11 protein-coding genes are annotated in these 12519 nt (G+C 69.0%); 3 read left to right on the plus strand and 8 right to left on the minus strand.

What is annotated here, in order from left to right:
- Window positions 1-5: 5 nt before the first annotated feature.
- The 3 genes from IGS68_RS05000 to IGS68_RS05010 are packed head-to-tail and all read right to left on the minus strand — an operon-like array spanning window position 6 to window position 2094.
- Entirely contained in the window at window positions 6-449 is a 444-nt protein-coding gene (locus tag IGS68_RS05000) for a GNAT family N-acetyltransferase (protein ID WP_201077809.1), read from the minus strand.
- 33 nt (window positions 450-482) lie between these two features.
- A complete protein-coding gene (locus IGS68_RS05005) occupies window positions 483-899 on the minus strand; it encodes a PaaI family thioesterase (protein ID WP_201077811.1) in 417 nt (138 codons plus the stop codon).
- Window positions 892-2094, minus strand: a complete 1203-nt coding sequence (locus IGS68_RS05010; RefSeq protein ID WP_201077813.1) for an acetyl-CoA C-acyltransferase family protein — start codon at window positions 2092-2094, stop codon at window positions 892-894. The genes IGS68_RS05005 and IGS68_RS05010 overlap by 8 nt, the downstream gene beginning before the upstream one ends.
- A gap of 226 nt (window positions 2095-2320) precedes the next feature.
- Between IGS68_RS05010 and IGS68_RS05015 the strand changes: the two genes are divergently transcribed.
- Window positions 2321-3775 (plus strand): putative bifunctional diguanylate cyclase/phosphodiesterase, encoded by a 1455-nt coding sequence (locus IGS68_RS05015; RefSeq protein ID WP_201077815.1) that lies wholly within the window; start codon window positions 2321-2323, stop codon window positions 3773-3775.
- Between the two features lie 35 nt (window positions 3776-3810).
- Here IGS68_RS05015 and IGS68_RS05020 read toward each other — a convergent pair whose 3' ends face one another.
- From IGS68_RS05020 to IGS68_RS05030, 3 genes are all read right to left on the minus strand, one after another.
- Entirely contained in the window at window positions 3811-5454 is a 1644-nt protein-coding gene (locus tag IGS68_RS05020) for a glycosyltransferase family 39 protein (RefSeq protein ID WP_201077817.1), read from the minus strand.
- Window positions 5455-5468: 14 nt separating this feature from the next.
- On the minus strand, window positions 5469-6545 hold the full coding sequence (locus IGS68_RS05025) for a glycosyltransferase family 2 protein (RefSeq protein ID WP_371821885.1): 1077 nt from the start codon (window positions 6543-6545) through the stop codon (window positions 5469-5471).
- Window positions 6546-6707: 162 nt separating this feature from the next.
- Entirely contained in the window at window positions 6708-7346 is a 639-nt protein-coding gene (locus tag IGS68_RS05030; RefSeq protein WP_201077819.1) for an acyltransferase, read from the minus strand.
- Between the two features lie 124 nt (window positions 7347-7470).
- Here IGS68_RS05030 and IGS68_RS05035 point away from each other — a divergent pair, with 124 nt between their 5' ends.
- On the plus strand, window positions 7471-7650 hold the full coding sequence (locus IGS68_RS05035; RefSeq protein ID WP_201077821.1) for a hypothetical protein: 180 nt from the start codon (window positions 7471-7473) through the stop codon (window positions 7648-7650).
- Window positions 7651-8008: 358 nt separating this feature from the next.
- Entirely contained in the window at window positions 8009-9160 is a 1152-nt protein-coding gene (locus tag IGS68_RS05040) for a TIGR03364 family FAD-dependent oxidoreductase (protein ID WP_247881182.1), read from the plus strand.
- 35 nt (window positions 9161-9195) lie between these two features.
- Here the strand turns inward: IGS68_RS05040 and IGS68_RS05045 are convergent, their stop codons facing one another.
- Window positions 9196-9762, minus strand: coding sequence for a DUF1003 domain-containing protein (locus IGS68_RS05045; RefSeq protein ID WP_201077823.1), 567 nt, complete (start codon window positions 9760-9762; stop codon window positions 9196-9198).
- A gap of 474 nt (window positions 9763-10236) precedes the next feature.
- Window positions 10237-12513: a xanthine dehydrogenase family protein molybdopterin-binding subunit gene (locus IGS68_RS05050; protein WP_201077825.1), complete on the minus strand. Its 2277-nt coding sequence runs from the start codon at window positions 12511-12513 to the stop codon at window positions 10237-10239.
- Window positions 12514-12519 lie beyond the last annotated feature (6 nt).

Here is a 12519-nt window from a genome sequence, read left to right on the forward strand (position 1 = left end):
AAAGCTCAAGTCAGATTGATGACGTACCGCACGAAACCGTCCGCCGGGGCGAACCGGTCGTAAAGCCGCCGCGCCACCGCGTTGTCCTGCCTTGTGTGCCAATAGACCCGGCGCCACCCCTTGGCCCGTCCCTGGTCGATCAGGTCCTGGATCAGCGCGCGGCCGGCCCCGGTGCCGCGCGCATCGAGCGAGACGAACAGGTCTTCCAGATAGCAGGAGGATAATGTCGACCATGTGCTGGGATGCACGACGCAGTTGGCGAAGCCGACGACGGCGCCGTCCCGGACCGCCAGCCGGCAGAAGATCGCCGACCCCGGGTCCAGGACCCGTGCCCAGGTGCCGGCGGTCGCCTCCTCCGGCACGGTTGCCTCATAGAAGCGGTTGTACCCCGCCCACAGCTCCCGCCAGACGCCCTCGTCCTCCGGCTTCGGATCCCTGATATCCAACATGCCGCCCTCCCGTGTTAGCAGGAGGGCAGGCTATCACTTCCGGTCGAGGATCTTCCACACGCCGCTGGCCGACGCCACGACCCGGTCGCCGTCCAGGATCGTCCCGCGCAGGAACACCAGGGTCCGGGTCTTGCGGATCACCTCCGGCGCGATCTCGATGAAATCGCCGATATCCGCCGCCCCGATGAACTGCATGTCGAACTGGATCGTGACGCAGGCCCTGTTGACCGCCGCCTCCCACGCGCAGATCCCCAGCGCGCGGTCGGCGAAGGTCATCAGCATGCCGCCCTGGACGACGTCGATGTAATTGGCGTGCCGGGGTTCCGCCAGGAACCCGAACGCGTCGCCCCGCCGCCACATCGGGCCGACCAGGCCCAGGAAGCCGGAATCGGGCAGCTGCTCCCACCCGGCCGCCGAGAGCTCCTCGAAGCCCACGGGACGGTCAGCCAAGGTTCTCGACCACCAGGGCGATGCCCTGGCCCCCGCCGATGCACATGGTCATCAGCCCGTAACGCCCGCCGGTCCGCTTCAGCTCGTACAGCGCCTTGACCGTGATGATGCAGCCGGTGGCTCCCACGGGATGGCCCAGCGCGACCGCGCCGCCGTTGGGGTTGGTCCGGTCCGCCGGCAGGCCCAGCTCCTTCGCGACCGCGCAGGCCTGGGCCGCGAAGGCCTCGTTGCTTTCGATCACGTCCAGGTCGGCGACCGACAGGCCGGCACGCTCCAGCGCCTTCGGAACCGCCGGGATCGGCCCCAGGCCCATGACCTCCGGCGCCACGCCGGCATGGCCCCACGACAGGATGCGCGCCATCGGCCGGATGCCGCGCCGCTCGGCCTCCGCGCCGGACATCAGCACCACGGCCGCCGCCCCGTCGTTGATGCCGGAGGCGTTGGCCGCGGTCACGCTGCCGTCCCGCTTGAACACCGGCCGCAGCTTGCCCACGTCCTCGACCGCCAGCCCGCGGCGGACATGCTCGTCGGTGTCGAACACCTGCACGCCCTTGCGGGTCTTGACCTCGACCGGGACGATCTGCTCCTTGAAATATCCCGCGTCGATCGCGCGGGCGGCGCGGCGGTGGCTCTCCACCGCGAATTCGTCCTGGGCGGCGCGGTCGATGCCGAAGCGCTCGGCCACGTTCTCCGCCGTGACGCCCATGTGGCCGTGGCCGAACGGGTCGTGCAGCGCGGCGGTCATGGCGTCCACCAGGGCGCTGTCGCCCATCTTCACGCCCCAGCGCGCGCCGGTCGTGACATAGGGCGCCCGGCTCATGCTCTCCGCCCCGCCGGCCACCGCGACCGAGCACTCGCCCAGCAGGATCATCTGGGCCGCCGACACGATCGCCTGGACGCCCGACCCGCACAGCCGGTTCAGCGTCAGGGCCGGGACCTCCGGCGGGATGCCGGCGCCGATGGCGGCGGTGCGCGACAGGTACATGTCGCGCGGCTCGCTCTGGATCACCTGGCCCATGACCACGTGCTGCACGTCCGCCGCCGGCACGCCCGCCCGGCCCAGCGCCTGCCTTATCACCAGGGCGCCCAGCTCGGACGGCGGAACGTCCTTCAGCCCGCCGCCGAAGTCGCCGATGGCGGTCCGCACGCCGCTGACGATGACCACGTCCCGGCCGGTCCCTAGAGTATCGCTCACGGTTTCCTCCTTCGATCTTTGGCCGCAATCTACCCGCCGCGCCGCGCCCGCGCCACCGTCACCCCGACTATCGTCATACGGTTGTATTTAACGATTCTTCACCAGTTGCGACTACTGATTGATGAACATGATCAACGAATCCATCTCCGGAGGGTTTTGCGCAAGACATGAAGGGAACCGCCAACGATCTTCCGGACGCCGCGATCCGCCCGGGCCGCGGATCTCCATGACCTCCCGCGAACCGGCCGATGTCGTCCGGCTGAAACGGCGCCTGTCCCGGCAGAAGCGGCAGATCGCCCTGCTGGAGACGATCGCCACCGAGGCCGACGGCGAGCGGCGCCGGGCCGAGGAGCGCCTGATCCACGACGCCTTCCACGATCCCCTGACCGGGCTGCCGAACCGGGCAAGGTTCCTCGACCTCCTGACCCGGGCGATGGCCCGCAAGGGCGAGGACCTCCGGCTCGGATTCGCGGTCCTGTTCATCGATCTCGACCGGTTCAAGGTGGTCAACGACAGCCTGGGCCACCCTGCCGGCAACCGCATGATCGTCGAGGTCGCGGCCCGGCTGGCCGGACTGACGGAGCCCTGCGCCGGGTCGCTGGCCCGCATCGGCGGCGACGAGTTCGCCGTCCTGCTGACGGAGATCGCCGATCCCTCCGACGCCGTGCGCTTCGCCGACCGTGTCCTGGGAGCCTTGAAGCACCCCTTCGTCATAGACGGGCAGGAGGTCTATTCCAGCGCCAGCATCGGCGTCTCCCTGGGCACGACGGCCTACGCCTATGCCGAGGATGTCCTGCGCGACGCCGACCTGGCGATGTACCGGGCGAAGACGCTGGGCAAGTCCCGGGTCCAGCTGTTCCACCGCGAGATGCGCCGCTCGGCGATCACGCGGCTGACCTTGGAGGCCGACCTCCGGCGGGCCTTCGCCAACGGCGAGTTCGTCCTGCACTACCAGCCCATCGTGTCGCTGGCGAGCCACGAGGTCGTCGGTTTCGAGGCCCTGGTGCGCTGGCAGCGTCCCGACGGCGTGCTGGTCTATCCCGGCGACTTCATCCCGGTGGTCGAGGATACCGGCCTGATCGTCGCCCTGGGCTTCTGGATCCTGCGCGAGGCCTGCGTCACGGCCCGGGCCTGGCAGGAGGCGTATCCGCGCGAGACGCCGCTGACCGTCAGCGTGAACATCTCGCCCCGGCAGTTCGCCGAGCCCGACCTGGTGCCCCAGGTCCGCCGCATCGTCGAGGAGACCGGGATCGATCCGCACACCCTCCGGCTGGAGATCACCGAGAGCATCACCATCGGCGACGCCGACCGGGAGGTGAGCATGCTGTCCCAGCTGAAGGCGCTGGGCATCCGGCTGAGCATCGACGATTTCGGCACCGGCTACTCGTCGCTCAGCTACCTTCATCGGCTGCCGCTGGACGTGCTCAAGATCGATCGGTCCTTCGTCTCGGCCATGGACAAGAGCGCCGAGAGCTTCCAGATCGTCAACGCGATCATGAACCTGGCCCGCAACCTGGGCATGGACGTGGTCGCGGAAGGGACGGAGGTCGAAGGCCAGATCGCGCGGCTCAGGTCCATGGGCTGCGACTTCGGCCAGGGCTATTACTTCTCCCGTCCGGTCGACCGCGCGGGCGCGGCCCGCCTGCTCGAAGGCGCCCAGCACTGGAAGCCGCCGACGTGACGCCGGCGGTCCCATGATCTCCCCCGGAAGGCCCGCTACTCCCGCAGGTCCTTCACCACCGCCAGCGTCACCCCGAAGCGCCGGACCTCCGCGACCACCTGCCCGAACATGGTGAAGTTGCAGCCCGCCTGGGTCCAGGACACCAGGAAGTCGGCCTGCTCCGGCTCGCCCACCAGCCTGAACTGGGGCGGCAGGAAGTACATCGCGGAAGTCGGATGGCCGCAGACGAAGACCCGGACCCGCTCGGCGGTGCCGATCCTGCCGCCGCGCTCGTTCGCCACGTACTCGTCCAGGGCGAGGGCGGCCTCGCGCAGGGCGGCACCCCAGTAATCCAGCTCGTAGCGCCACTCGGCCCCGGCGATGCCGCCGGCAAGGCGGTTGTAATAGACATACTCGTACGGATGCAGCGCGGCCATGGTCCAGACCTGCGCCACCACGGCGGCCGTGAAGGGCAGGGCCAGCAGGCGGGCGCGCAGCCGGGACCGGTTGTCCGCCACCGCCGCCCACAGCCGGTCGAATCCCAGCGCCGCCACGATCGCGAGCGGCGGCAGCACGAACAGGAAGTGGCGGAACCCGTTGTACAGGACGGGATGGCTGACCAGCGCATAGGCTACGGGAAAGACGGCGGCCAGCGCCACTAGCCCCACCTGGAGGCGCCGGGTCGCGTCCACCACGAGGGGAGGCCGCACCAGCGCGCGGAACCCGAACCACGCCGCGGCGACCAGTCCCGCCAGCAGCAGCTCGGGCAGCTGCAATCCCAGCATGGTCGGCAGGTACGTCGCCGGCAGGTCGTCCGCAGGGATCCACCGGCCGCCGTACAGCACCTCGTTGGGCCAGGGAAAGGCGGAGAATTTCAGGAAGGCCCGGACCGGGTTCAGGAAGTCCAGGTGCGCCCAGGGCCAGGCCAGGATCATGACGATCCAGGCGACCGGCAGGGCCGGCAGCAGGCGCAGCGCGATGGCCGCGGCCTGACGCGCCGCCGGCGCGAAGCCCCCGCGCAGTGCCGCGACCCGGCCCAGATGGCCCAGCACCGCCGCCCCCAGGAAGAACACCGCCAGCACGCCGCCGATGCGGGTGCCCAGCGTCAGGCCCAGCACGATCCCGAAACCCAGGACGAGGCCCCAGCGCGGACGCGGCAGCTCGCGCAGGATCAGCGCCGACAGGTGAAGGCACCAGATCATGCCGCAGGCGAACGGGATGTCCTTTGGGTTGGAGAACATATGGCCGTAATAGGCCGGCGACAGCGCCAGCAGCAGCAGCGCGAAGAAACCCGTCCTCTCGTCCCCGATCAGCCGCGCCAGCCGCCAGGTGCCCGCCATGCCGAGCAGCCCGACCATCCCGCCGAGCAGGTGCCGGGTCTCGTACGCGCCCAGCGGGGACACCCGCTCCAGCAGCGCCGCGGCCATGTCGAAGCCGCCGCCGTACAGGTACAGATTGTCGTAATCGAAGGCGGACAGGTCCCGCAGTCCCGAGCCATAGTAGTCCAGCAGCAGCAGGCCATAGGTCCGCTGGACCTCCTCGTCCCAGATGATGCCGTAATTGGGGAAGGTCAGGAGGATCAGGACGCCCAGGGAGAGCAGCAGCCCGAGGGCGAGGTCGTCGAACAGGCTTCTCGGCAGGGCTCCCGCGACAACCCGGTCGAAGGCGGACTGCGGGACCCGCGGATCGATGACGGTCATCGGCGGCGAACCGGTCAGGGATCGTGGCGCCGGTAGGCACGCTCCGCGCCGCGCGCGGCTTCCATCCCGCGCGAGACCGCCGAGGGCGCGGCTCTCCCGCGGATCGACCGCACGATGTAGAGCGGCCGTCCCTTCACCTCGTCGAAGACCCGGCCGAGATAATCGCCGATGATACCGAGGGTCAGCAGTTGGACCCCGCCGAGGAACAGTACGGTGACGATGATGGATTCATAGCCGGGCACGTCGATGCCGAACAGCGCCGTGCGCAGAAGCCGCATCACGATGTAGCAGAAGGCCAACCCGGAGACGACGGCCCCGACCAGCCCCCAGACCCTCAGCGGGAAGGTGGAGAAGGCGGTCAGCCCGACCATGGAGAAGCGCAGCAGCTTCAGGAAGCCCCATTTGGTCTCCCCGCTGGCCCGCTCGCCCTGGACATAGGGGATCGTCGTCTGGCGGAAACCGACCCAGGCGAAGATGCCCTTCATGAACCGCGTACGCTCCGGCATGCGGTTGATCACGTCGACCACGACCCGGTCGAGCAGCCGGAAATCGCCGGCCTCGCGCGGCAGCGGCACTTCCGACATGCGGTCGAACAGCCAGTAGAAGACCCGCGCGCCCAGCCTGTTGCTTGCGGATTGCCCGGTCCTCGCCTGGCGGATCGCGATCACGACGTCGAAACCCTCGCGCCACCGGGCGACCAGGTCGGGCAGCAGTTCCGGCGGATGCTGCAAGTCGGCGTCCATCGGGACGACGGCATCGCCGTCGGCCACTGCCAGCCCGGCGGACAGGGCCGCCTCCTTCCCGAAATTGCGCGACAGGTCGACCACGCGCACCCGCGGCTCCCGGGCATGGACGGCGTTGAGCCGGTCCAGGGTGTCGTCGCGGCTGCCGTCGTTGACGCAGACCACCTCCCAATCCAGGGGCAAGGTGTCCAGCACCGGGAACAGCCGGGCGAACAGCGGCTCTATGTTCGCTGATTCATTGTAGCAGGGGATCACCAGGGACAGCAGCATGCGTCCCTCCCGGTCGTGCCCGTCGGAACGGGGTTCGAACTGCTCGACGACCGGCGACACTGCGTCCAGGGAAGACATGATTTCAGATGCCCGTAACGTTGGCGCCGCCCCGGCAAGGCTGGCGCCTGCTCCCAAGTTTGTTCCAGTAATGCCGATGCGCTCTATAACACGACCGAACGAACCGGGCTATATGCCTGATTATGATTAACTCTCGAAAACGATAAGATTTAGTTACTCCAGTCATGCCATGATTCTGCCCTTTTCTTCGTCTCCGAAGCTGGCCTCGACGGTTCCGATAACCCGTGCCGGATTGCCGCCGACGATCTGGCCGGCGGGTACCGGCCTTGTCACCACGGCCCCCGCCGCCACCACGCAGCCGTCGCCGACATCGGCCATGATGATCGCTCCCTCGCCGATCCAGGTGTTCCGCCCGATGCCGATGAAGGCGGCGCGGTCGCGGCTGAACGGGATCAGCCGGCCCTCCGCGTCGAACCCGTGCTGGTTCTTGCCGCTCAGGATGCTGACCCGCGTCGCCACCAGCGACCCGTCGCCGATCCCGGCGTCCGCGATCACGCACATCGGGCCGATATAGACGCCTCGGCCCACCCGGGCGTGCCGGCTGGAGAACCAGGTCAGGAAGCCGATCTCGCAGTCCGGCGCGCAGCCGTCCAGGGTCAGCCTCGCGAAGGCCCTGCGCAGGAAGTTGCCCGGCAGCCCGGGGAGGATCGAGAAGCCCTGCCCGAACAGCGTGAACAGATCGTCCCGCCCGCCGAACCGCGCCTCCAGCCGGCACAGGCCCGCCGGCAGCGCCGCGACCGCGATGCACACGCCGTCCACCAGCGCCTTGACCGTCGCCCTGAAATTGAAATCACCCGCCATGCCGTTCTTGGAGCATGCCTCCGGTCCGCCGGGCAATGGGCTATAACGGGTAGGCGGAGGCCGGTCCGGATAAACGTTGCAGGAATGAATCACGCCTCGGCTTTCCGACCGATCCCGGGCTTACATGGCAGAGCGTGATAAGGACGGGAACCAGCCCTTGCCGGCTCTTGGCGCCCTCCAAGAGCTGACCCTGAATAATACCAGCCCGCCTTTCGATGATGCTGCGGCCTGCCGTCATCTTCATGATCTGGAACCCGAATTGGCGGAGGCTGACGAAGCCCTGGTCCTGAAGCTGCTCGGCTGACGTCGGGGCGGTCGAGCCGGCGGTCGGCATGAAGAATTCTGAAGACCGGCTTCAGCCGGCTGGGACGGTCCTCGCAGCCGGCCGTTCCACTCGCCGCACTGTGTTGCGCCATGGGCGCAACCTACGGCTCGATGCAGGGCGGAGATGATGCGGGCCGACGGTCGTAGGTTGCGCCCATGGCGCAACGCGTCGGATCAGCTGTCTCGGGCGGACCGACCTGATCGGGTACAGCTCTCGAATCCTCACCCCGTAAAAAACCAGTGGCCGAACCGCGCCCGTTGTTGGATTGTCCCGTCCGCGGCCGCGCCCCCGGGCAGCGGCGCTCGGATGGAGCGGGAAGCCCGGCGGGAGGGATCGAGTGACGCATTACGATCTGGCGGTCATCGGCGGCGGAATCGTCGGGCTGGCCCATGCGCTGGCCGCCGCGAGGCGCCGCCTGAAGGTCTGCGTGATCGACCGGGACCGGCGGTCCAACGGCGCCTCGGTCCGCAATTTCGGATTCGTGACGGTCACCGGACAGCGCGCCGGCGTCACCTGGAACCGGGCGCGTCGCAGCCGCGACGTCTGGGCCGAGGTGGCTCCCCTGGCGGGCATTCCCGTCCTGCACCGGGGAACGGCGGTCGTCGCCCATCGGCCCGAGGCCATGGCCGTCCTGGAGCAGTTCGCCGGCGGAACCATGGGCGAGGGGTGCCGCCTGCTCGATCCCGGCGAGGTGGCGCGAACCCTGCCGATGGTCAGGCCGGACATCAGGGGTGCCCTGTGGAGCCCCCACGAGCTGCGGGTCGAGCCGCGCGAGGCCCTGCCGAAGCTGGCGGCGTTCCTGGCCGCCGCCCACGGCGTCGATTTCCTCTGGGGCGTCCAGGCGCGCGGCGTCGAAACCGGCGCGGCCGATGCCGTCGTCGTGGATACCACCGCAGGACGCATCACGGCGTCGCGCGTCGCCGTCTGCCCCGGCGGCGACCTGCTGTCCCTCTTCCCCGAGACGCTGGCCAGGCGCGGCCTGACCCAGAGCAAGCTCCACATGCTGCGCCTCGCCCCCCAGCCGGCCGGGTGGCGCCTGCCGGGATCGGTGATGCAGGATCTCAGCCTCGTCCGTTACGAGGGCTACACCGACCTGCCCGGCGTGCCGGCGCTCAAGGCGCGGCTGGACGCCGAGGCGGGGGACGCGCTCGCCAACGGCATCCACCTGATCGTCGTCCAGGGCGCCGACGGCTCTCTGGTGGTCGGCGACAGCCACCATTACGACCCGACGCCCGACCCCTTCGCCCCCGCCGGGGTGGACGCGATCATCCTCCGGCACGCGGCTGAGACTCTGGACATTCCCGACATGACCGTGACCGAGCGCTGGCTCGGCTGCTATCCGTCGTCCCCCACGGAAACCGCCTTCATCGACGCTCCCGACCCGGCGGTGCGCCTGTCCGTCGTCTCCAGCGGAACCGGCATGAGCACCGCCTTCGCCATCGGCGAAGAGGCGGTGGCTGACCTGTTCGGGGAGGGGCCGGCCCCCTGACGCTCCGCCCGGCCCCCGTGGTCCGGGACACGGCTTTACTCCCCGCCCGGGCCGTCCGCTCCCCGGACGGCTGCCGCTTCCTGCATCGCCTCCATCCGCTGCTCGAACCGGCTCACCATCTTCAGCAGCAGGGCGATCTCCTGCTCGCGCAGCAGGTCGATCTTCTGGTGCAGCAGCTCGATTTCCAGCTCGGCCTTGGTGTTGACCTCGTAGTCATGTTGCGCGTTCATCCGGTCGATGTCGCCCTGGCGGTTCTGGCTCATCATGATCACCGGCGCGGTGAAGGCCGCCTGGAAGGACAGCACCAGGTTCAGCAGGATGAAGGGATAAGGGTCCCAGGCGCTCCACCATGCGAACAGGTTGGCGACGATCCAGAGGATCAGGAGCGCCGCCTGGATGATGATGAAGCGCCAGGACCCCACGACGGCGGCGACCCGGTCGGCCAGCCTGTCCCCCAGCCCCGGCCCACCCGCTTCGGCGGGAGGATTGCGCGCGGGCTTGCGGTGCCGCAGCCGGGACAGCAGCCGGTGCTCCTCCTCGGTCAGGCGCGCCCTGACGCCGTTCGCCTTGGATGTGCCGACCTTGTCGCCCTGAACCGCCATGCCGCCTCTCCGGATCACGCTTGTTTCCGATCTGGTGCCGGATGATGGTTCGCCAGCCGCTTGCAGATCACGCCGGCGATGCGCCGGTCTGGTCTTTTTCCTTGCCGGCCGTGACGATCCACACCCCTTCGCATCTGATATCCCGGCCGGAACACCAGCCATATCGGATTTTGCGTGAGCTGAGAACAGCGGTTCTGGTCAATCCGCCCCTTTGTTCATGGAATATATTCTTAACGCCGCCGTGCCATCATGGCGTCGCGCCTCGCGCTGGATCTTTGAAAAGTGAATCGGTAACCGCCGCGCAGGGATGACGAATGACGACATTATCCCGGCGTGGCAATGTGGGGCCGCGCGGCCCGGATCCGCGCGGGCGAACAACTACCCCCGGGCTCCTTGCGCACGGATGATGACATTCGCGTCCATAACCCAGGGGGGGCGGGATGGCCGCACCATCCCGCCCCTCGCGGTCCGAGCCTACGCCTCTCCCGCGCCCATCACCTTGTCGATCGTGATCGGCAGGTGCCGGATGCGGCGGCCGGTGGCGTGGTACACGGCGTTGGCGATCGCCGCCGCCGTGCCCACGATGCCGATCTCGCCCAGGCCCTTCACGCCGATCGGGCTCGCCTTGTCGTCGTGCTCGTCCACGAAGATCACGTCGATGTCCCGGACGTCGGCATGGGCCGGGATGTGGTACTCGGCGATGTTGTGGTTCATGAAGCGGCCGAGTTCCTTGTCCATCAGGCTCTCCTCGTGGAGCGCCATGCCGATGCCGAACACGACGCCGCCCAGGATCTGGCTGCGGGCGGTCTTGGTGTTCAGGATCCTGCCGGCGGCCACCGCGTTGACGACGCGCGTCAGGCGGATCACGCCAAGCTCCTCGTCGATCCGCACCTCGACGAAGATGGCGGAATGGGTGTAGCCCGAGTACTTCTTCTTGGTCTCCGGATCGGGCTTGGCCGTCTCCTCGGCCGAGATCTCCGCCTGCCCGCTGGCGGCCAGGGCGTCGGCCAGGGTGACGGAACGCGACGGGTCGCCGTCCACCGCGATCCGCCCGTTCCCGAACACGACGCGGTCGATGCTGAAATTGGCGAGCGGCGAGCCCTCGACGGTGCGGGCCGCGTTGAACAGCTTCTCGCGCACGGTGTAGCAGGCGGCCTGGACGGCGGTCCCGGCCGACGCCGCGGCCCAGGACCCGCCCTCGACCGGCGACTTCGGCAGGGAGCTGTCGCCGATCTTGACCGTCACGGCCTCGATCGGGACCCCCAGCGCGTCGGCGCCGAGCTGGGCCAGGATGGTATAGGTGCCGGTGCCGATGTCGGCGGTGGCGGTCGCGACCTCCAGCGTGCCGTCGGCCTTCAGGGCGGCCCGCGCGCTGGTCTGCATCATCTGGGCTTCCCAGACGCCGGTCGCCATGCCCCAGCCGATCAGCTCCCGGCCCTCCCGCATGGAGCGGGGCTCCGGGTTCCGCTTCGACCAGCCGAACCGCTCGGCGGCCTTGGCGTAGCAGGCGCGCAGCTCCTTGCTGCTGAACGGCTTGCCCTCGTTCTCGTCCTTCTCGGCATAGTTCTTCAGCCGCAGGTCGACGGGATCGATGCCGGTCGCGTAGGCCAGCTCGTCCATCGCCGACTCCAGCGCATAGACGCCCAGCGTGGCGCCGGGCGCCCGCATGTCGCCGGGCGTGTAGGTGTTCATCTTCGCAAGCTCGTAGGTGAGCTTGGTGTTGGGGCAGTCGTACAGCAGGCCCGACCAGTTGACGACCACCTCCTGGTAGTCCTCGAAGGTCGAGGTCTCGGCCACCGCGTCGTGCCGGATGCCCTGGAGCTTGCCGTCCCTGTCGGCCGCCAGCGCCAGCGTCTGGATCGTGTCCGGCCGGTGGACGAAGGTGAACATCTGGTCGCGGGTCAGCACCACGCGGACCGACCGCTTCAGGTCCAGCGCCGCCATCACCGCCAGGTAAAGCTGATACTGAGGCCGCAGGCCGGAGCCGAAGGCGCCGCCGACGAAGGGCGAGATGACCCGGACGTCCTCCTTGTTCAGCCCGAACACGCCGGTGACGTAGTTCTGGGAATTCTGGACGCCCTGGGTCTTGTCGTAGACGGTCAGCTTGCCGCCGTCGCCCCAGATCACCGTGGTGGCGTGGGGCTCCATCGGGTTGTGGTGCTCCACCGCGACCCGGTACTCGTTCTCGAACCGGACCGGGGCCTTGGCGAAGGCGGCATCCACGTCGCCGCGCGGCGGCGGGGCCGGGGCGATGCCGTTCCGCTTCTCCTTGGGCTCGTAGGCGGCGGCGCGCTCGGCCTTCAGGTCCGACTTGTGCGGCCAGCTCTCGTACTCGATCTCCACCAGGGTGGCGGCGTAGCGGGCCAGCTCGAACGTCTCCGCCACGACCAGCCCGATCGGCTGGCCGCTGTAGGCGATCCTGTCGTCGCCCAGCGCCCGCATGGGCGAGCCCGGCGGGGCGGTCTGGTCCTGGTATTTCTTGTCCTCGTCGGCGACCTTCGGCCGGTTCAGGTGGGTGAGCACCTTGATGACGCCGGGGACCGCCTCGGCGGCCGAGGTATCGATGCGGGTGATCCGGCCGTGGGCGATCTCGGAGCAGATCACGTAGCCGAAGGTCAGGCCGGGAGCGGGGAACTCGCCGGCATACCTGGCTCCGCCGGTCACCTTCAGCTTGCCGTCGATCCGGCGCTGGGCCGAGCCGACATAACGCCCGCCCTCGGGGCGGCGGAAGTCCTGGATGTTGCTGGTCATGCCGTC

It is taken from the genome of Skermanella sp. TT6 (assembly GCF_016653635.2).
GTDB lineage: Bacteria > Pseudomonadota > Alphaproteobacteria > Azospirillales > Azospirillaceae > Skermanella > Skermanella cutis.